Source organism: Erythrobacter sp. F6033, from assembly GCF_023016005.1.
Lineage (GTDB): Bacteria > Pseudomonadota > Alphaproteobacteria > Sphingomonadales > Sphingomonadaceae > Erythrobacter.
In genome coordinates, this window is record NZ_JALKAZ010000002.1 from 354,244 (window position 1) to 374,246 (window position 20,003).

Annotated in this window: 22 protein-coding genes; 13 read left to right on the plus strand and 9 right to left on the minus strand. The window is 55.7% G+C overall.

Annotated features, from left to right (window positions below; translation table 11 throughout):
• Positions 1-41: 41 nt before the first annotated feature.
• The 4 genes from coaE to MWU39_RS13830 are packed head-to-tail and all read right to left on the minus strand — an operon-like array spanning position 42 to position 2,936.
• Positions 42-641: a dephospho-CoA kinase gene (gene coaE, locus MWU39_RS13815; RefSeq protein ID WP_247160791.1), complete on the minus strand. Its 600-nt coding sequence runs from the start codon at positions 639-641 to the stop codon at positions 42-44.
• Complete coding sequence (aroE, locus tag MWU39_RS13820; RefSeq protein ID WP_247160792.1) at positions 638-1,495, minus strand: shikimate dehydrogenase; 858 nt, start codon at positions 1,493-1,495, stop codon at positions 638-640. Before aroE ends, coaE begins: the two co-directional genes overlap by 4 nt.
• Positions 1,492-2,094: a Maf family protein gene (locus MWU39_RS13825; RefSeq protein WP_247160794.1), complete on the minus strand. Its 603-nt coding sequence runs from the start codon at positions 2,092-2,094 to the stop codon at positions 1,492-1,494. Before MWU39_RS13825 ends, aroE begins: the two co-directional genes overlap by 4 nt.
• Entirely contained in the window at positions 2,091-2,936 is an 846-nt protein-coding gene (locus MWU39_RS13830) for a pyruvate, water dikinase regulatory protein (RefSeq protein WP_247160795.1), read from the minus strand. The genes MWU39_RS13825 and MWU39_RS13830 overlap by 4 nt, the downstream gene beginning before the upstream one ends.
• Before the next feature lie 337 nt (positions 2,937-3,273).
• On the opposite strand from MWU39_RS13830, the gene hemE reads away from it, so the two are divergent.
• The 5 genes from hemE to MWU39_RS13855 all read left to right on the plus strand — a co-directional run bounded on the left by hemE (position 3,274) and on the right by MWU39_RS13855 (position 7,099).
• Positions 3,274-4,293 carry a uroporphyrinogen decarboxylase gene (gene hemE, locus MWU39_RS13835; RefSeq protein ID WP_247160797.1) on the plus strand — a complete coding sequence of 340 codons (1,020 nt, stop codon included), beginning with the start codon at positions 3,274-3,276 and terminating at the stop codon, positions 4,291-4,293.
• Positions 4,294-4,302: 9 nt separating this feature from the next.
• A complete protein-coding gene (locus tag MWU39_RS13840; protein ID WP_247160798.1) occupies positions 4,303-4,746 on the plus strand; it encodes a CopD family protein in 444 nt (147 codons plus the stop codon).
• Between the two features lie 177 nt (positions 4,747-4,923).
• Positions 4,924-6,189, plus strand: coding sequence for a transcription termination factor Rho (rho, locus tag MWU39_RS13845; RefSeq protein WP_247160800.1), 1,266 nt, complete (start codon positions 4,924-4,926; stop codon positions 6,187-6,189).
• Positions 6,190-6,207: 18 nt separating this feature from the next.
• Positions 6,208-6,645 carry a hypothetical protein gene (locus MWU39_RS13850; RefSeq protein ID WP_247160802.1) on the plus strand — a complete coding sequence of 146 codons (438 nt, stop codon included), beginning with the start codon at positions 6,208-6,210 and terminating at the stop codon, positions 6,643-6,645.
• Between the two features lie 61 nt (positions 6,646-6,706).
• A complete protein-coding gene (locus MWU39_RS13855; protein WP_247160809.1) occupies positions 6,707-7,099 on the plus strand; it encodes a BLUF domain-containing protein in 393 nt (130 codons plus the stop codon).
• Between the two features lie 10 nt (positions 7,100-7,109).
• On the opposite strand, the gene MWU39_RS13860 is transcribed toward MWU39_RS13855, so the two are convergent.
• Positions 7,110-7,511 (minus strand): nuclear transport factor 2 family protein, encoded by a 402-nt coding sequence (locus MWU39_RS13860; RefSeq protein WP_247160813.1) that lies wholly within the window; start codon positions 7,509-7,511, stop codon positions 7,110-7,112.
• Positions 7,512-7,659: 148 nt separating this feature from the next.
• On the opposite strand from MWU39_RS13860, the gene MWU39_RS13865 reads away from it, so the two are divergent.
• From MWU39_RS13865 to MWU39_RS13890, 6 genes are all read left to right on the plus strand, one after another.
• Positions 7,660-7,920, plus strand: coding sequence for a DUF6489 family protein (locus MWU39_RS13865; RefSeq protein WP_247160814.1), 261 nt, complete (start codon positions 7,660-7,662; stop codon positions 7,918-7,920).
• A 21-nt stretch (positions 7,921-7,941) separates the two neighbouring features.
• Positions 7,942-9,219 carry a tRNA uridine-5-carboxymethylaminomethyl(34) synthesis GTPase MnmE gene (gene mnmE / locus MWU39_RS13870; RefSeq protein WP_247160815.1) on the plus strand — a complete coding sequence of 426 codons (1,278 nt, stop codon included), beginning with the start codon at positions 7,942-7,944 and terminating at the stop codon, positions 9,217-9,219.
• A 97-nt stretch (positions 9,220-9,316) separates the two neighbouring features.
• Positions 9,317-11,182 carry a tRNA uridine-5-carboxymethylaminomethyl(34) synthesis enzyme MnmG gene (mnmG, locus tag MWU39_RS13875; RefSeq protein ID WP_247160817.1) on the plus strand — a complete coding sequence of 622 codons (1,866 nt, stop codon included), beginning with the start codon at positions 9,317-9,319 and terminating at the stop codon, positions 11,180-11,182.
• An 11-nt stretch (positions 11,183-11,193) separates the two neighbouring features.
• The gene (rsmG, locus tag MWU39_RS13880) at positions 11,194-11,817 is read left to right on the plus strand and encodes a 16S rRNA (guanine(527)-N(7))-methyltransferase RsmG (protein WP_247161109.1); all 624 of its coding nucleotides are present in this window, start codon (positions 11,194-11,196) and stop codon (positions 11,815-11,817) included.
• A gap of 54 nt (positions 11,818-11,871) precedes the next feature.
• The gene (locus tag MWU39_RS13885; protein WP_247161111.1) at positions 11,872-12,648 is read left to right on the plus strand and encodes an AAA family ATPase; all 777 of its coding nucleotides are present in this window, start codon (positions 11,872-11,874) and stop codon (positions 12,646-12,648) included.
• Positions 12,645-13,622 (plus strand): ParB/RepB/Spo0J family partition protein, encoded by a 978-nt coding sequence (locus tag MWU39_RS13890; RefSeq protein WP_247160818.1) that lies wholly within the window; start codon positions 12,645-12,647, stop codon positions 13,620-13,622. Before MWU39_RS13885 ends, MWU39_RS13890 begins: the two co-directional genes overlap by 4 nt.
• Before the next feature lie 111 nt (positions 13,623-13,733).
• Here the strand turns inward: MWU39_RS13890 and MWU39_RS13895 are convergent, their stop codons facing one another.
• Both MWU39_RS13895 and MWU39_RS13900 read right to left on the minus strand, forming a co-directional pair.
• The gene (locus tag MWU39_RS13895) at positions 13,734-14,660 is read right to left on the minus strand and encodes a hypothetical protein (protein WP_247160820.1); all 927 of its coding nucleotides are present in this window, start codon (positions 14,658-14,660) and stop codon (positions 13,734-13,736) included.
• Between the two features lie 149 nt (positions 14,661-14,809).
• On the minus strand, positions 14,810-15,307 hold the full coding sequence (locus MWU39_RS13900) for a GAF domain-containing protein (protein WP_247160822.1): 498 nt from the start codon (positions 15,305-15,307) through the stop codon (positions 14,810-14,812).
• 62 nt (positions 15,308-15,369) lie between these two features.
• Between MWU39_RS13900 and MWU39_RS13905 the strand changes: the two genes are divergently transcribed.
• Positions 15,370-16,854, plus strand: coding sequence for a PQQ-dependent sugar dehydrogenase (locus MWU39_RS13905; RefSeq protein WP_247160825.1), 1,485 nt, complete (start codon positions 15,370-15,372; stop codon positions 16,852-16,854).
• 4 nt (positions 16,855-16,858) lie between these two features.
• Here MWU39_RS13905 and MWU39_RS13910 read toward each other — a convergent pair whose 3' ends face one another.
• On the minus strand, positions 16,859-18,601 hold the full coding sequence (locus MWU39_RS13910) for an acyl-CoA dehydrogenase (protein WP_247160827.1): 1,743 nt from the start codon (positions 18,599-18,601) through the stop codon (positions 16,859-16,861).
• Positions 18,602-18,693: 92 nt separating this feature from the next.
• Between MWU39_RS13910 and MWU39_RS13915 the strand changes: the two genes are divergently transcribed.
• On the plus strand, positions 18,694-19,632 hold the full coding sequence (locus tag MWU39_RS13915; RefSeq protein ID WP_247160836.1) for an L-threonylcarbamoyladenylate synthase: 939 nt from the start codon (positions 18,694-18,696) through the stop codon (positions 19,630-19,632).
• On the opposite strand, the gene MWU39_RS13920 is transcribed toward MWU39_RS13915, so the two are convergent.
• Entirely contained in the window at positions 19,629-19,961 is a 333-nt protein-coding gene (locus MWU39_RS13920; protein WP_247160837.1) for a YfjI family protein, read from the minus strand. The genes MWU39_RS13915 and MWU39_RS13920 overlap by 4 nt on opposite strands.
• Positions 19,962-20,003: the final 42 nt, after the last annotated feature.

Here is a 20,003-nt window from a genome sequence, read left to right on the forward strand (position 1 = left end):
TTTGGCGAAGCGCAAGGGGTCTGATGGCCCCAGAACGGAGCTTACACTCGGCTCGACGCGATCTCATTGATAATCGCGGCGACTTGCGCCCGCGTCTCATCGAATGTGGTGCCAGTATCAATAACAAAATCTGCGCGGGAGCGCTTTTCCGCATCCGGTGTTTGTAACGACAATATGTGTTCAAACTTCTCTTCCGTCATACCGGGACGGGCGAGAACCCGTTCGCGCTGTAAATCTGTAGGGGCGGAGACGACTACAACGACATCAACCGATTCGTTGCCCCCCCCTTCAAACAATAGGGGGATATCGAACAGGATTATGGCTGCGCCCTCATTGTCGGCAAGAAACTGCATGCGCTTCTTACCCACCGACGGATGGACAATCGCTTCGAGCCTCGCGAGAGCGTTTTTGTCACCGAACACCAACTTGCCAAGCGCGTCACGGTTCACCCCTTCCGGGCCGGTTGAGCCGGGGAAGGCTGCCTCAATCGCGGGGTTCAATTCGCCATCGGGCCCCTGCATCGCCCGCACCTCGGCATCGGCATCGAAGACCGGAATGCCGGCATCTTCAAACATCGCCGCGACGGTCGATTTGCCCATTCCAATGGAACCGGTGAGACCAATGATCACAGGCTTGGTCATTTGAGCAGCAGCTCCTGCAATTCCTGATCGTGTTCGCGCGGAGGAGGCGCTCCGAAAAACTTCTCGAATGCCGCCGCTGCTTGACCGATTAGCATTGCAAACCCGTTGATCGTTTCGTGGCCGCCCTCGCGGGCCGCTTTCAGAAATGGTGTTTCGATCGGATTGGTCACAATATCATAAGCAATGCCGCCCGGAGGTGCGTGGCTCCAGTCGAAAGCGAGTGGAGGGTTGCCTTCCATCCCCAGTGGGGATGCGTTCACCACCAGATCAAAACACCTGTCGCGATCGTCGAAAGGAAAGTCGGTCGGCTCGGCAAAATGGGCGATATCGATCGCGTGATGTTCCCCGCGCGGAGCCAATTCATCAAGCAAGGCGCGCGCCTTACTCGGATTGCGTCCAGCCACCACCAAAGTGAAGCCTCGATCTGCCAGAGTAGCAATGACCGCGCGGGCCGCACCGCCTGTGCCGATAATACGCGCCATGCGAAATAGGTGTTCTGTTTCAAGCATAGGAAGCAGCGGCTCAAGAAATCCGGAGGCGTCGGTATTGAAACCTTTCAGCACCCCGTTTTCGTGCCGGACAACCGTGTTCACAGCGCCGAGTTTTTCAGCGACCGGGTCCAGTGCATCAATCTCAGCAATGATGCTTTGTTTATGCGGCATTGTGACGTTGCAGCCGATCCAACTGCCATCATCGCGGTACTTGGAAAGATAGTCTCGCAAAGCATCCGCTTCGACATGCCGCGACTTATATCGGCCAGAAATGCCGAGCTTCTCCAGCCAAAAACTATGGATGAGCGGCGATTTCGATTGTGCAATCGGATCACCGATGACGTGTGCGAAGGGAATGCTCATGCTGGCAAGACACCACGTTCACGCAGCGCGCCAAGGACCGGAAGCAAAGGCATGCCGAGCACCGTAAATTGATCACCTGTGATCGATTCAAACAACTGAACACCGATCGCCTCGATCCGAAACACTCCGACTGTGTAGCTTACCTCGGGCCATTCTTGTTCAAGGTAGTATTCGATGAATTCCTCCGAAAGGTCCCGAACGGTTAGGCTGGCAAGATCGGTGTGGCTCCATTCGCATGTGTCGTCGCGGACCAATGCAGCGGCGCTGTGCAACTCGATCACCTTGCCGGAAAAGAAGCGGAGATGCTCGGCAGCGTTTTCGCGCGAGGTGGGCTTATCGAAACGCTGACCACCAGCGACAACGAGCGAGTCGCTTCCAAGAACCAATGCGCCGGGGTTGGACGGGGCGAGGGCGGCCGCCTTTGCCACGGCCAGAGCTTCGGCGATTTCAGCAGGCGCCGCGCCAGAGAGCTCCGCTTCGATAGCGCGCTCGTCAACGTCAGCAGGAATTGCCTCATAATGCACACCCGCAGCATCAAGCATGGCGCGGCGAGAGGCCGATTTTGACGCAAGGATCAGGGAGGGGCGGGCGTCACTCATATCGGTTTCGACACTCCATCGACTTGCCCGTCTTTGCGTTTGCGTTCTTGCACAAGACGGATGATCGCCGCTGCGCTTTCCTCGATAGACCGGCGGGTCACATCGATTACTGGCCAGCCATTGTCCGCAAACATGCGGCGCGCGAATTGCAGCTCGGCTTTGACCCGTTCGTCATCCACATAGGATGTTTCGGTTCCTTCATTGAGCGATAATAGCCGGTTGCGGCGGATCTGGACGAGCCGTTCGGACGCGGTGGTCAGACCAACCACAAGCGGGTGCCGCAATTGAAACAGCGATTCAGGTGGCGGACTTTCAACAACCAGAGGAATGTTCGCGGTTTTATACCCGCGATTGGCGAGATAAATGCTCGTCGGTGTTTTCGAACTGCGCGAAACGCCTGCGAGGACAATGTCTGCCTCTTCCCAATTCTCATGCCCAATGCCGTCATCATGCGCGATGGTGAATTGGATCGCGTCCACCCGCTTAAAGTAATCGTCATCCATCAGGTGTTGACGGCCCGGGCGACCATGCGCCTCTTGCCCCAGTTGTGATTCAAGCGCGGCCGTAACCTGATCAAGCACGGGGACCGCAGGCAGGCCAAGGTGACGGCAATGCTCTTCCAGCCGGTCTCTGGTGTCCGGGTTCACCAGCGTAAACAGCACCAAACCGGGGTTGTCGGCAAGATCAGGCACAATCCGATCAAGGTGCTGACGCGAACGTACCATCGGCCAGAAATGACGATTGACCTCGGGGTCATCAAATTGCGCGAGCGCAGCTTTGGCGATCATCTCCAGCGTTTCACCAGTGGAATCTGAGACAAGGTGCAGGTTCAGTCGGTTCATAAGGTTATCGCTGGCTGCTATCGGAGGTTGGTGAGCTTGTGGATATACAGGGGCATAAACCACGGCAAAGAACAGTCGACAAGCATGGGAGGAAATTTCATCCTCGAAACCGCGAAGTTGTGAGGGGTGCTTGTCGACACAAGCCAGCGTTTTTAAACAGGGTGGGGACAGCGTGGATAGTTTCCGCTTGACCACACAAAAGTGTAGAGTCGCATGGACACTTTGGGGTGTTCACAGCGGGAGAAATCGGGCAGTTGCTGGTAATTCCCGCTTTCCACAGGGCCAACACCTACTCCATCCTTTTATATAAAAATTATATTAGATTAGAGGAACTCCAATGCCGGGCCCACTGCTCGAAACTCTCAAAGGTTCGAAACAAGAAATAGCGCCAGTTTGGCTCATGCGCCAGGCCGGTCGGTACCTTCCTGAATATCGTGAATTACGGGCAGAGAAGGGCGGCTTTTTAGAGCTGGTCTATGACAGTGAAGCTGCCGCCGAAGTTACCGTGCAACCTATCCGCCGCTTTGGGTTTGACGGCGCAATTCTGTTTTCCGATATTCTAATCGTACCGCACGCGATGGGGCAGGGTCTGGAATTTCTCGCAGGGGAGGGACCGCATCTGAGCCCAACATTGCGCGATGTTGATCTGGCTGATTTCACCCAAGCGAAAGAGCGTTTCGATCCGGTTTATGAGACGGTTCGCCGAACCCGCCAGCAGATCTCTGATTCCGTCACGATGTTGGGCTTTGCGGGGTCTCCCTGGACAGTTGCGACGTATATGATCGCGGGACAAGGTTCCAAGAACCAGGAGCCAGCGCGATTGATGGCGTATCGTGACCCTGCTCGTATGCAGGCGATCTGTGATGCAATCATTGAAATCTCTGTCGAGTATCTACGCGGACAGATTGATGCGGGAGCGGAAGCCATCCAGCTGTTTGATAGTTGGGCTGGCAGTCTTGCTCCGGACGAGTTTGAACGCTGGGTCATTGCACCCAATGCGAAAATCACAGCAGAGCTTAAAAGTTCGCATCCCGGCACGCCGATAATTGGCTTTCCGAAGGGTGCAGGGGCCAAATTGCCCGCATATGCGCGCGAAACCGGTGTTGATGCGATTGGCCTTGATGAAACGCTCGATCCGGCCTGGGCCCATGCCAGCTTGCCCGAGGGAATGCCTGTTCAAGGCAATTTTGATCCGCTGCTGCTCGAAGCTGGAGGTCCTGAGATAAAGAAACGGGTTCATACGATTATTGAGGCATTTGAAGATCGGCCGCACATCTTCAATCTTGGTCATGGAATTGGCCAGTTCACGCCGATTGAGCACGTTGAAGAGTTGCTAGAAGCCGTTCGCGGCAGTTAAAGCGGCACGATGCAGGACTTTCTTCTCTCGATTTATCCATGGCTCAAAATCGGCCATGTCATCTTCATGGTGTTTTGGCTTGCGGGGCTATTTATGCTTCCGCGCCAGTGCATTTACATGCTCGATCATGAGCCAGGATCCGCTGGTGAAGCCAAATGGGCTGAGCGAATGGGCAAGCTGCGCAAAATTATCCTTACGCCGAGCTTGATCATCGTGTGGGTACTCGGGATTTCTATAGCGATTGCTATCGGTGCATTCTCGCAAGGTTGGTTGCATGCCAAACTGGCGCTCGTCCTTGGATTAACCGGCTATCATGGTTGGCTGGTTGGTCAGACTAAGAAGATGGCTCGCGGTGAGCGCCCGCTGACTGAAAAACACCTTCGGATGATTGGCGAAGTGCCTGGGTTTTTGCTCGTTCTGATCGTTGCGCTCGTTTATCTTAAGCCGTTTTGATAAATGCCGATTGACCGCGCGATGCTGCGCCTCTAATTTATAGCTCTTAACCGGTTTGGACCGTGCATCCCTGCATTGTCCTGTCTGCTTTCTCCAAGCCCAGCCTTCATCAAAAGGCGCCTCGTTCAAGAGGTACTGACAATCCGGCCAATCCACTGATTTTGGAAATGATTTTCAATGCATCTTAAAGACCTCAAAGAAAAAACCCCGGCCGAACTTGTTCAGATGGCTGAAGAACTCGGCGTCGAAGGCGCGTCGACGATGCGCCGTCAGGACCTGCTGTTCAGCATTCTGCGCGAACTCGCTGAAGACGAAGAATACGAAGAAAAGATCATGGGTATCGGCACTATCGAAGTGCTGCAGGATGGCTTTGGCTTCCTCCGTTCACCAGAAGCGAATTATCTCGCAGGGCCCGATGATATCTATGTTTCGCCAAACCAGATCCGCAAATGGGGCCTGCGTACAGGCGACACGGTTGAAGGTGAAATTCGCGCTCCAAGAGAAGGCGAGCGTTATTTCGCACTGACCGGGCTGACGACGGTAAACTTCGAAGACCCCGCGCAGGTTCGCATGCGCACCAACTTCGACAACCTAACGCCGCTTTATCCGGACCAGAAACTGTCGCTCGACACGCTCGATCCAACGGTAAAAGACAAATCGGCGCGTGTGATCGACATCATTTCGCCGCAAGGTAAAGGCCAGCGTGCTTTGATCGTGGCGCCGCCGCGTACCGGTAAAACCGTGCTTCTGCAGAATATTGCGAAAGCGATCACTGACAACCACCCTGAGGTGTTCCTTCTGGTTTTGCTCGTTGACGAGCGTCCAGAGGAAGTCACCGACATGCAGCGTAGCGTGAAGGGTGAGGTTATCTCCTCCACCTTTGACGAACCAGCCAATCGCCACGTTCAAGTCGCTGAAATGGTTATTGAAAAAGCTAAACGTCTGGTTGAGCACAAGAATGACGTTGTTATCCTGCTCGACTCGATCACGCGTTTGGGCCGCGCTTACAACACGGTTGTGCCAAGCTCGGGCAAAGTCCTGACCGGCGGTGTTGATGCCAACGCTCTGCAGCGTCCGAAACGTTTCTTTGGTGCCGCGCGTAACATCGAAGAGGGTGGCTCACTCTCCATCATTGCCACCGCTCTGATTGATACGGGCAGCCGGATGGACGAAGTTATCTTCGAAGAATTCAAAGGCACTGGTAACTCGGAAATCGTTCTGGATCGCAAGGTTGCTGATAAGCGCATCTTCCCGGCTCTGGATGTCGGTAAATCCGGCACGCGTAAGGAAGAGCTGCTGGTCGAGAAGGACAAGCTTTCCAAGATGTGGGTCCTTCGCCGCATTCTCATGCAGATGGGTACGATCGATGCGATGGAATTCTTGCTCGACAAGATGAAGGATTCGAAGACCAACGAAGATTTCTTCGACACCATGAACCAGTAATTCGGCAAGAGCACGGCGATGGAAGACACCGAAAATTCCATGGTCGTGCTCGCCATATTTGTATCCCGTTTTGAAGCGATTGCCGTTGCTTCGATGCTACGAGCATACGGTGTTCATGTGTCCTTGGACGGTGAATGGCACGCATCGATCGAATTCAATTCAATGACGCTAGGTGGGCATCGCTTGCGAGTGATGCGGCGTGATTATGGCGATGCGTGTGAAATCATTCGGCAAACCCAACTAGCCGAACGGGATTACGCGTCCAGCAAGCCCAATTCCGCACTGCTCGCCATGGTTGGATTTGTTGGCGCTGCCTTTGCGTCCTTTTTCGTTCCGGCGGTTTTGCTGGGCGCTATGCCTGCATGGACTTTGGTGTACGTGCCATACTCGGTTTACAGCATTCCGGTCGATCCAAAGGGGAAGGCTGACTATTTTCTCACAAAGCTAGCGGAATAGTCTCGGGCAGAGGCGGGATGTGATTGGCAAGATCAGAATTCGCCATTAAGCAATCTCCAATATGCTAAGCCAATATCTCTACATCAGCACTGCGCCGAGCCTTTCTCGCGAAGAAGTTGATTCGATTCTCGCCAGCAGCGCGCGCAACAATCCTGCGCGCGGTGTAACTGGGCTTCTGCTCTACAATGGCCGCAATTTTCTGCAGTTGCTTGAAGGCGGTGAGGCTGAACTTGTCGATCTGATGGTTCGGATCACGCATGATCCCCGTCACACTGGCGTTTCTATGCTTGAGCACCGAAAAGTCGAACAGCGTGCATGTTCTGATTGGGCGATGAAGCGCATAATGATCTCTGAAAGTGTCGAGAACCGTCGTGAGGCGCTCGATACAGACTTGCCGGAGAATTTGGATACCCAGATCCGCAAGATCATCATGAATTTTGCGGTTCTGAACTAGGCCTACGTTTTCATCCTGATTTCTGGCGCTCCAGTTCAGCCGCCATCATGTCCCAAACCTTGTTCACTGCCTTGAGTGGACGGATCATCACTTTGAAATCTTTGATTAAACCGTCGTCGTCGAACTCAATCATGTCGACACCGTTGACGGCGATGCCCTCCATCTCGGTGGTAAACTCTAGCACCACGGTATCTTTGCCCACGACCTCGCGAACATAGCGGAAGCTTCCGTTGCCAAGAGTTTGTGACGCAGCAGAAAGATAGGCGACCACGATCGGGCGGCCTTTCTGCGGTGTGTGCACGACAGGAGAATGGAACACGGCATCTTCACGCATGATTGCTGCGAGCTCATCGGGTTTGCTGCCATTCTTCGCAACTTCATGCCAACGGGATAGGGCTGTTTGGGTGTCCATCGTATTCCTGAGAAGTGTTGATCCCAGCATTCCTACGCGATTGATCCTGTTTGGCCTATCCATGACCGACAGGTTTTGCCAAGTTCGCATTGAACGCACATAGGGGCGTATCGCACCGCAACAATGCGGGCCGTCAGGGAGAATACCGATGAAGGTCAATATCGAGATTGATTGCACGCCTGAAGAAGCACGCAGTTTTATGGGGCTTCCCGATGTTAGCGAAGCGAACAGCGTTTATGTCGACAACATCACCAAAGCGATGAAGGGTGTGAGCAATCCGGCACAAATGCAGGAATTTGCTCAAGCTCTCGCGCCGATGGGGCAGGTCGGCTTGAAGATGTTCCAGAATTTCGTTGAAGGCGGCATGCGAGGCGGCAAGACAAAGTCTCCCCAGAAAGACGACGATTGATTTTCCAAAAGGCCCCTATCCATGGCTGAGACGATCTTCGCGGTGTCGAGCGGCGCTCCACCGGCGGCCATTGGTGTTATCCGAATTAGTGGCCCAGATGCGCAAAAGGCGCTGAATTTGCTCTGCGGACGCGAATTCGAGCCTAGACGCGCAAGTGTTGCCAAACTGCGAAATATGAGCGGTGCGGTGCTTGATGAGGCTCTGGTGCTGTGGTTTCCCGGTCCAAAGACCGCAACAGGCGAGGATCTGGTTGAGTTTCATTGCCACGGTGGCCGTGCTGTCCTTGCCGCCGTTCAAGCCGCTCTTGGCGCGATTGACGGACTCCGACCCGCTCAACCAGGTGAATTCACCCGGCGCGCCTTTGCGAATGGCCGGATCGATCTTGCTGAATCGGAGGGGCTAGCCGATCTGCTCTCTGCTGAAACAGAGCTTCAACGTTCGGCGGCAATTGCGAATGCAAGCGGAAAGCTGTCTGGGCAAGTCGAAGCGTGGCGCTCCGAATTGCTGCGGCTTTCGGCGCAGATCGAAGCTGCTCTCGATTTCTCAGATGAAGACGATGTAAGTGAATTGCCCAAGGGTTTCGTGAGTGATGTTGAATTGCTTGCGAAAGAGTTGGCGGATTGGTTGGAAAGGCCTCGCTCGGACAAGCTGGGCGAGGGATTCCGTGTCGTTCTGGCAGGTCCACCCAACTCGGGGAAATCGACGCTCTTCAATGCTCTGATCGAAAGTGAAGCCGCGATCACATCTCCGATTGCCGGGACAACAAGAGATGTGATTGAGCGACCTGTTTCAATCGGCGGAGCGCCATTCTTGTTTGTGGACACCGCCGGCCTCAGAGACGACAGCGATGATGAGATCGAAGGAATAGGCATAGATCGCGCTAAAGCTGAATTGGAGCGCGCCGATCTAATCCTATGGCTTGGCGACGAAGGTGAAGGCCCGGCCGAAGCATATGAAATTGATGCACGGACCGACGAAGCTTCACACCTAGCAAAAGAACAATCCTTAGCGTCGGTTTCCGCGGTAACAGGCGAGGGTGTTGCTGAGTTAAAAATGCGGTTGGTGGAACTGGCGCGCGCTGCGTTGCCGAAGCCGGGAGAGGCTGCGTTGAATGCGCGGCAACATGGGCGCTTGAGCGAGGCACTGGCAGCGCTGAAAGGCGCAGGGGGGCAGTCAGATTTGCTCTTGATAGGCGAAGAGTTGCGGACCGCGCGCGTCGCGTTCGATCGTTTGATAGGTCGCGCAACGACTGAAGACATGCTCGACGCGCTATTCGGGCGGTTTTGTATCGGGAAGTAGAGGGTTGGGACCGGGCAAGTGTTTCACGTGAAACACATGGAGACCTGACGCAAAATCGACTTTGACGCGGAGAGGCACAATCTCTATTTGCGCGACTATGCAGAATTTCGATGTCCTTGTAATCGGCGGCGGTCACGCCGGTGTAGAAGCGGCCTGCGCCGCTGCACGCATGGGCGCGCGGACCGGACTCGTCAGCTTCGATCTGGATGCCGTTGGGGCTATGAGTTGCAATCCCGCAATTGGTGGTCTGGGTAAAGGTCATCTCATGCGCGAAGTCGATGCTCTCGACGGAGTTCTAGGTAGGGCGGCTGATGCTGGGGCGATCCACTACCGAATGCTCAATAAGTCAAAGGGCAGCGCCGTTTGGGGGCCACGGGTTCAAGCGGACAGGGTTCTCTTCAAAGCGGCTGTTCAAAGCATTGTTGGCAAACAGAGCAATTTGACGTTGATCGAGGGAGAGGCCGCAGCTCTCGTTCTTGAAGGTGGCTTTGTCGCTGGCCTCGAACTGGCAGACCAGACAATTATTAGTGCACCGCGTGTCGTGCTCTGCACAGGCACGTTCCTTGGCGGAATACTGTTCCGCGGCGAAGAACGCTTTGAAGGCGGCCGCATCGGAGAGAACGCGGCTACAAAGCTCGCCCAGCAACTCCGAGATGCCGAGTTGCCAATGGCCCGGCTTAAGACGGGTACGCCACCTCGGCTTGATGGACGGACAATCGATTGGGCTGTGCTGCCCGAACAGCATTCCGATACCGATGATTGGACCATGTCGCCGCTTACAGAGAAGCGACCTAACCCTCAGGTCTTTTGCGCAATCACGCGGACAACACAGGAATCGCACGATACCATCCGCGAAAACCTTCATCGGTCTCCTCTCTTTTCGGGGGCAATTGATGCTGCGGGACCGCGCTATTGCCCCTCTATCGAAGACAAGATCCACCGATTCGGGGATCGAGATGGCCATCAGGTTTTTCTCGAGCCAGAGGGGCTGAACACACATCTCGTTTATCCCAATGGCATAAGCACATCTCTACCGGTCGACGTGCAGCAGAATATGCTGCGCGCGATGCCTGGTCTGGGACAGGTCAAGATGGTCGTCCCTGGCTATGCCGTCGAATATGACCACATTGATCCACGTGCCCTGACGCCTGATTTGCAAGTGCGGGCGATCCCCGGGCTGTATTGTGCAGGCCAGATCAATGGCACGACAGGCTATGAAGAGGCGGCCGCTCAAGGGCTTATTGCTGGGCTTGAAGCGGCGGCTGCAGAGCTTGGGAGGGCGCGGCCCAAGCTTGATCGCGCCAATTCGTACATTGCCGTAATGATCGATGATCTCACCCTGCAGGGCGTAAGCGAACCTTACCGTATGCTCACATCCCGCGCGGAATACCGCCTCCGGTTGCGCGCAAACAATGCCTCTACCCGCCTGACACCGTTGGGCATCGAGGTTGGATGTGTCGGTGCGGAGCGTCGCAATTGGTTTGAGCGGCGCGAGGAAAATCGCACTCGAATTGATGCCGTGTTTGGGAAGCCTGTTCACGCACGTGAACTGTCGGACGCGGGCCTATCTGTGCGGCGCGACAGCGGTGAAAAACATCTGCGCGAATGGCTTCGTCATGACGGAATCGATCTGAAAACTCTGGAGCCGTGGATGGATGGCGCAACTGAGTTGGACCACCTTTTGGCGGAAGAAATGGCTGAAGACGCCAATTACGCGCCATATCTGGAGCGGCAGGAGGCCGAACTGCGAGATTTGCGTGCAAGCGAACAATTGCCGCTAACACCTGACTTTCCATATGGCCAAGTGCCCGGTCTTTCCAATGAGATGGTTGAGCGTCTGGGTAAGGCCGCACCAGGAACACTGGCTGCAGCTGGCCGGGTGCCAGGGGTGACCCCGGCTGCGCTCTCAGCATTGCTCGTCCATGCACGCCGTTATCAGCAATCAGGTCAGTTTGCAGCGTGAGCCAAGACCGCCTGATCGAAACCGAAGTACAAGCTCGCGCATACGTAAAAAGTATGGTGGGAGAAGCCGCGTTCGAGCGCGTCGAAAGACTTACGGCGTTGTTGCTGGCTGAAAATCAGCGTCAGAACCTTATCAGCAAGGCTTCTGAATCGCAGATCTGGCAGCGCCACATGGCTGATAGCGCGCAGTTGCTAGAGCATGTTCCACGTGAAACACTCAATGCAACCTCTGATCCATGGTTGGACCTGGGCACAGGGGCGGGTCCACCAGGCTTGGTAATCGCGGCACTGCTTCCTGACTTGCCTGTTTGTCTTGTTGAGTCCCGCGGGCGGAGGGTCGAGTTTCTTCAGAGTTGTGTGGATGAACTTGGATTATCGCAATGCCGGGTGATTGGTGACCGATTGGAGCGAATCGAACCATTCCCGGTAAATGTCATTTCGGCACGTGCTTTTGCTCCTTTAGATAAGCTCCTTCGGTTATCCGCACCCTTCTCCACAGGGGCTACACGCTACCTCTTGCCGAAAGGGCGGTCTGCGGCGCACGAATTGAAACAACAGAAAAAACCGATTCGAGCGATGTTTCACGTGGAACAATCGTTGACCGATCGCGAAGCAGGCATCATCGTAAGCACCTGAACGACGCGATTTGTGCAAATGGGCACTGAAATCGGCCCAAAAGGTGAGAAAACCATGCTGACAATTGCCATTGCGAACCAAAAAGGCGGTGTTGGAAAGACGACGACTGCTATCAATATGGCGACAGCAATGGCTGCGACCGGCTGGCGCACACTCTTGATTGATCTTGATCCCCAAGGGAATGCCTCGACGGGAATGGGTGTGGATTCCGCATCGCGCGACCTATCGAGCTATGACCTATTGGTGGATGAAATTCCCCTCATCGACGCTACTGTCACAACGAGTATTCCGGGTCTGGATATTGTGCCGGCAACTCAGGATCTAAGCGGGGCTGAGATCGAGCTTGTATCAGTCGAAGAGCGCACCGCACGTTTACGCAATGCACTCGATAAGCATTCAGGGCACGACGTGTGCTTTATCGATTGCCCGCCTTCGCTTGGGTTGCTCACACTAAACGCACTTTGTGCAGCCGATACGCTGTTGGTGCCGTTGCAATGCGAGTTTTTCGCACTCGAAGGGCTCAGTCAGTTGCTTCAAACCATTGAACAGGTTCAACAACGATTTAATCCGTCGCTCGATATTATTGGCGTCGCACTTACCATGTATGACCGCCGCAACCGTTTGACGGACCAGGTTTCCGATGATGTACGGGAATGTTTGGGAGATTTGGTGTTTGATACGGTAATTCCGCGCAATGTGCGGCTTTCGGAAGCGCCAAGTCATGGTTTACCCGCGCTTGTTTATGATCATTCCTGCACCGGTAGCCGCGCCTATATTGCCTTGGCGCGCGAGCTGATTGGTCGTTTCCCACCTGAAAGGAAAGCCGCATGAGCAAGAGCAGCGATCCCATTCGTTTTTCAGTGCCGCAGCGCAGCCCGGCAGATAAAAAGAAGAAGCTCGGCAAAGGGTTGGGCGCCCTTCTGGGGGAAACGAAGCGAGAGGAACCTCTCGTTCGTGATGAAGTGACAGGTGAGCCCGTTTTGTCGAAGGCACCTAGTGATTCTTCGCTTCAGTCGCTCTCAGTTGCATCTATCAAACCCCTGCCGGGGAACCCTCGTAAGCATTTTGATCAGGATGCTCTGGAGGAACTGGCCGCTTCGATTGCAAAGCGCGGCGTAATCCAGCCTATTATCGTGCGGCCGCTTTCGTCGGGCAAATATGAACTTGTCGCGGGTGAGCGTCGTTGGCGGGCAGCGCAAAAGGCGCGGCTGCACAATATTCCTGCGCTCGTTAGAGATTTGGATAATCGCGAGGTTATGGCGCTTGCGCTGATTGAAAACCTACAGCGCGAGGATTTAAATCCTGTTGAAGAAGCGCGGGCTTATAAAAGACTTGCAGATCAAGAGGGCATGACTCAGGCGGAAATCGCCAGGATGGTCGAGAAATCGCGCAGCCATGTCGCGAATACTCAGCGGCTGCTTAATCTCCCCGAGAAAGTCTTAGATCTCGTGGAGGGCGGAAAACTCTCCATGGGTCATGCTCGGGCGCTGATTGGACAGGACGACGCAGCAAACCTCGCTGATAAAGCGGTGAACGACAATCTTTCTGTCCGTGAAATCGAGAAACTCGTCCGAAAGTTGGCAAGGGCTGTCAATCCAAAGCCTGCATCACCCAAATCCTCGCAGGGTGAGCAAGCGGCCAATGCTGATATAGCGGCCGTCCAAAACCATCTTGAGGAATTCCTTGGATTGCCCGTCAGGATTAAGTCTGATGATGATCCGAGGACTGGCACAGTATCGATCCGCTACGCGTCGCTCGATCAACTGGACTTGGTTTGTCAGCGCCTCACCGGCGGTGAATTCTAGCAAAAGAAAAGCGCTAAACCTCTGTTCTAAAGAGGTTTAGCGCTCATACTGTTCTTTCGGAGAGGTTCCAGAAGTTGCGCTGCGCAACTTTTGAATGCCTCTATTCCGCTATCATTTAATCATCTTGATTGGGCGTGGTGCGCGCGAAGGCGCAACCCGAACAGGCTGCTGTTTGATCATTTTGATCGGCTGTGGATTGGCTGTTGGTACCGGCATAGGAGCCTCGATCTGACGGATGGCGCCAGGCACTTCGTAGGTCTCTTCACGAACAGTCTCGCGTACAATCACACGCTGTTGCTGCTCATAACGGACCGGCACATAGACGATCTGCTGCGGCGGTTGGTATGTATAGGAATAGGCTGGCGCGTAGCTGTATTGCACAGGTGCGGCGTAGACTTGGTGACCATAGCCGTATGCAGGCGCAGGAATGGTGCGGGTGGCGATGTGGTGACCACCTCGGCCGTGTTGCGAAAGATAAGCATCCAGGGCTGCGGCACAGTCATAGCGCTCGCCCTTCTTGCCACCGCCGATCAGGCTGCCCAAAAGCAAACCACCAAGTCCGCCAGTGCCTGCACCGATCAAGGTTCCGCCGAGTCGATCGCCAGCTCCAGCGACACGGTTGCCGATAATACCACCGGCAACAGCGCCTAGCAGGCTGCCAATGATCCCGCCCTTTTCTTTTTCACCGCGACCATTGGTGCGGCGCTCACATTCTTCGATCCACTGGTCGCGTTCAAAAACGGTGGCCGTTGGCGAGTGAGCGTAGGAATAGTGAGGCTGAGCCGCGTATTCGCGCTCGCTCTCGTAATACTCTGTGGCTGGGGCGCTATGTTCAATCCGGCGAGTGCGAACAATGGTTTCCACCCCATCCGGACCAACAGAAGTGTCGGTGTAATCCTGCTGTACGGGCCCCGACCGATATTCGCTCGGCAATTGCGAGAGTTCGGCATCGCTCAATTGAGCAGCTGCCGGGCTGGCAATGGCAATTGCGGACGCAGAAAGTGCAATGCCGGCAAAGGTGCGGGTCGTACGAGACATTTTGATTCCCCTGAGTGAGACGCACGAGGCTGGCTCGCACAGTTTAACTTGGTTAGCCAAATGTTTACCATCGCAAAAGGCAATTGCCCAAGCGCGGTGTAAAGCCTTGTCTCGTTTCGGGGCGTTTGCGCGCCTTGATTTGAATGAAATCAGACCCGATCGGCCAAAAGGTCAGCCAGTCTCTCTAGCCCGGCCGCATCTTCAGCCGAGAAACGGCCAGGACTCGGACTGTCCAGATCAATCACCCCAACCACTTCACCGTCTCGCGTCACCGGTACCACAAGCTCTGAACGGCTCGCTGAATCGCAGGCGATGTGCCCCGGGAATGCATGGACATCTTCGACAAGCTGGGTTTGACGCGACGATGCGGCTGCTCCGCAAACGCCTCTATCAAGCGGAATGCGGATACAGGCCGGGCGCCCGACAAACGGGCCAAGCACCAATTCCTGTCCCTGTGACTTCGCAGGCGCAATCCGGTAAAATCCAGCCCAATTTAAGTCTGGCACAAATTCCCAGATCAGCGCAGCCACGTTGGCCATATTGGCGATTGGGTCTGGTTCGCCCGCGGTCAAAGCATCTGCCGCATCGCATAATTGGCGGTATCGTTCGGCCGTGTCGAGCGCATCATCGGGTTTGAAATCGTACATTGCGCTTCCTTGCGAGCGTTGAACTGTTGCCGCAAGCGTTTTGCGGCTCTACTTCCATCCACATGGCTATTCTTCGCAAACTCGCAATCGCTTTGCTCGTCCTGATTCTGATTCTGGGCGTCGCATTCTTTTTCCTATCGCGCGGCGACACCGCTGATCTTTCGGTCGATGAAGTCGCTGGTACGGAGCCTGTGCTTCAAGCGCCTGAGGCGGAGAGTTTCCCAACCGTACAGATTGCGAAACCGGTTGGCTGGAAAGAGGGCGAGCTGCCAATTCCTGCTGATGGGATGACAGTGAACCGATTTGCAGAAGGTCTGGAGCACCCACGTGTTCTATACGCACTTCCGAATGGCGATGTTCTTGTGACGCTGACCCGATCGCCAAAAACCGACGATGACGGCGAAGGCGGTTTCATGGATACGGTGCGCGGCTGGGTCGCATCCTATTTGTTTTCAGAAGCCGGGGCATCCGGCGATTCGCCCAATCAGATTGTGCTGCTTCGCGATGAAGATGGTGATGGAGCCGCAGAAACACAGATTGTTATCCGCGAAGAGGGGCTCGATTCTCCTTCGGGTCTGAGCTGGCGGGATGACACACTCTATGTTGCCAATCATGATGCCGTTTTGGCCTTCGACTATGAGCTCGGAAGTGACGCGGTAACGGGCGAAGGCCGCAAATTGATGGATCTCGCTCCGGGTGGCGGACACTGGATGCGGAATATGGAAATTCATCCGGATGGCGACCGGCTCTATGTCGCTGTCGGTTCGGTCAGCAATATCGGTGAAAGCGGCATGGCGGTTGAAGAAGGCCGCGCGATGATTTTGGAGTACAACCTGGAAACCGATCGTCAGCGCCAGTTCGCGGCGGGCCTGCGCAATGCGAACGGACTGGATTTCAGCCCATGGTCGGGCGAGCTTTGGACGACAGTCAATGAACGCGATATGCTTGGCTCCGATCTGGTGCCTGACTACCTCACCAATGTACCGGTTGGCGCCCATTACGGTTGGCCGTGGCTCTACTATAAAAACAACATTGACCGCCGAGTGAAGGCGCCGATGCCGGCGTATCTTATGGAATATACGCGCAATCCCGAATTTGCACTCGGGCCACATGTTGCGGCGCTCGGGTTGGTTTTCACCGCAGAAGGCCACCGGATGGGCGATGGTATGAACAGCGGTGCTTTCATCGCTCGTCACGGTTCCTGGAATCGCAAGCCGCCATCGGGGTATGACGTTGTCTATGTCGAGTTTGACGAGCGGGGCAACCCGACTGGTAAGCCCGTTACTGTCCTGGGCGGCTTTTTAAACGAAGATGGCACGACCAAAGGGCGCCCGACATGGGTGGAATGGGCCGGAGATGGCTCGCTGCTCGTATCAGACGATACAGCCGGGATCATTTGGCGGACGGTCGCACCGAACGCAGAGCCCGGTGCAGGGATTGAACGCCTAACCGGACGATCATTGCCTCCGCAACGCGAATTGCGTGATCCGCAGGCGATCTTCGAAGAAGACTACTTGCGGACCCAAGCAGGGCAGGAAATCGACTAGGCCTTTATCCGGCGAGTTGCTCGCTGGAAATCGCGTAGAGCAAGTCCGAACCCGCAATCGCCCCAGCCTTAAGGCCGAGTGCCTCGGGAACGATCCGGTCGAGGAAAAAGCGCGTGCTGACCGGTTTCGTCTTGGCCAGCGAAGGCGCGGCGCCATTGGCGACGGCCTCTGCCTGCTTCATCATTTGCCAGCCTGCTACAGCGACGGCTGACATGGTGCAGAACGGAACACTGCCTGCGAGCCTATCATCGAGGCTCGCTTCGTCGCGCATCCAACGCGCAACATTTACGCATTCGGTTGCTAGCAAAGAAAGCGTAGCCTCGTTTGATGCGTCGCGGGCGATTTCATCGAACAGGCTGATCATCGCTTCGCCGCCTTCAAGGCCGAGTTTGCGTGTTACCAAGTCAGCGGCCTGTATGCCGTTGGTGCCTTCATAGATCGGAGCGATGCGCGAATCGCGCCAATGCTGGGCAGCGCCAGTTTCCTCAACGAAGCCCATTCCGCCGTGGATTTGAATACCGATCCCGGTAACCTCGACGCCGACATCTGTGCCCCACGCTTTAAGCATTGGAACAAGGATTTCGGCGCGATTTCCTGCGTCAGCATTGCCGATTGCCCCGCGATCGACTTGGCCCGCGCAATAATACAGCAGTGCGCGTACGGCCTCGGTTAGGGCTTTCATGCGCAGGATCATGCGCCGCACATCGGGGTGCTCGATAATCGCGACCGGTGTTTTGTCCGGGGACCCTGCGCGGGCCGATTGCACTCGGTCCATTGCATAGGAAATCGCTTGCTGAGTGGCACGTTCGGCGATTTGCGTGCCTTGGTTGCCGACATTGATCCGTGCATTGTTCATCATCGTGAACATGGCCATCAATCCGCGATTGGGCTCTCCGACGAGTTCGCCAATGCATTCATCATTGTCGCCATAGCTCATGACGCATGTGGGTGACGCATTGATGCCAAGCTTATGTTCCAAACTGACGCAGCGCAGATCGTTGCGGTTGCCGAGAGAGCCATCGGTGTTGACGTGATATTTCGGGACCACGAACAGCGAAATACCGCGCGAGCCTTCAGGCGCGTCAGGCAAACGCGCCAGGACGAGGTGAATGATATTCTCGGCAAGTTCGTGCTCACCCCAAGTGATGTAGATCTTTTGGCCTTTGATCTTGTACTTGCCAGCATGCTCTCCGTTTTCGATGGGCATAGCGGTTGATCGGAGCGCGCCAACGTCGCTGCCCGCGGCTGGCTCTGTCAGGTTCATGGTGCCTGACCATTTGCCGCTTACGAGATCAGGCAGATAGATTGCCTGCTGATCGGCGCTTCCGTGATGCTCCAGAGCTTCAATTGCGCCAACAGACAGCATCGGCAGCAGGCAAAACGCCATATTTGCCGACCCCAGGTTCTCAAGCACATTGCAAGACAAGGTAAAGGGAAGGCCTTGCCCGCCATGCGCCTCCGGCGATGCAATCGCATTCCATCCTTGCTCGACATAGGATTCGTAGGCCTCTTTGAACCCGTGAGGCAGTCGGACCACGCCATTTTCCAGTTTCGCACCTTCCAAATCGCCAATCCGGTTCAGCGGCGCGAACTCGCCTGCAGCAAACTGACCGACACCGTCGACAATCGCTTCGACCAGATCAGCCTCCGCATGGGCGAATTTTTCAGAAGCCGCGATCTCTTCAATTCCTGCATTCACGCGAATGGCGAGCAGTTGATCTTGGGTTGGGGGCGTAAAAGGTGTCACGGGCGTGTTCGTCCTGTTTGGGTGGGGCGCAAATTGAGCGGAAAAGCGCGTTTCGCTTGGCAGCGCTTCTCCAAGAATATAGCGACCAACGCATGAGCGGCAAGAACGTTACGGAAGTGGTGCTGGCGGATGCAGATGGGATTGCGAGGGCGGCCGCGATTCTCGAATCGGGAGGTCTTGTCGCTGTTCCGACCGAGACGGTTTACGGCCTTGCCGCACGAGCGGATAGCGCAGACACCGTGGCGAAGATTTACGCTGCCAAAGGCCGGCCAGATTTCAATCCGCTGATCGTCCATGTCAGGGATGCGGAGCATGCTTCCACCTTTGCTGTGATGGATACGAAGGCCCGCGAGCTGGCGGACCAATATTGGCCCGGACCGCTGACACTTGTTGTGCCAAGGCTCTCAAGTGCCGTTCTCGCTCCGGCAGTGACCGCGGGTCTTTCCACACTTGCCATTCGCGCGCCCTCGCATCCGGTGATGCAGGCATTACTTGCTGCGGTGCCGTTCCCGCTTGCCGCTCCTTCTGCCAACCGCAGCGGGTTTATCAGCCCGACAACTGCAGAGCACGTTGTCAGATCCCTTGATGGGCGGATTGATCTCGTGCTTGATGGCGGGGCGACCACGGCCGGTGTCGAATCGACTATTGCTGCGATACGCGAGGATGGCAGTGTCGAAGAACTCCGCCCCGGACCAATCGAGTTGGATAGCCGCGCGCGGGGATCATCACCCGGCGAGGGAATAGAAGCTCCCGGACAGCTCGCAAGCCACTATGCTCCAGGGAAACCCGTGCGGCTTGATGCGCAAATAGTTGCGCCAGACGAGTTTTGGATCGGGTTTGGTGGATTGAGTGGGGACTGCAATCTGTCACCGTCCGGCGACCTCACCGAAGCAGCAGCGCGCCTGTACGATTGTCTGCATCTCGGCGCCGCTTCCGAAAAGCCCCGTATCGCGGTTGCACCTGTACCCGAAGTGGGTATCGGACGAGCGATAAATGACCGTTTGCGTAGAGCGGCTACGCCTGCGGACTAGTCGTTGCTATCCGGTTCGACCGGAAGCGTGGGAATGAGCTCCTGCATAGCCCGGTAGGTTTTCTGCGCGTCATCGCAGGCCTTGCGGCTTCCATCCTGGCACTTGCGCAACTCCTTACCATAGCGGCGCTCAAGTTTGCCGAGCTCCTCTTCGCGCTTGCGGAGTTCCCTGCCACGCTTCTCGTCTGCTTCTGATTGGCTGGTGGTGGCCAGATCGACAGCCTTACTGCCGACCTTCACGGGCGCCGTCACGACATCAGCAACCGTACCAAGACAGCCCGAGAGCGATATGCCTGCTGCGGCAAGCATAAGAAATGAAAGAGCGCGCATGGTGGGTACCATGCGCGCTCTGAATTGGATTGCAAGCCGCTT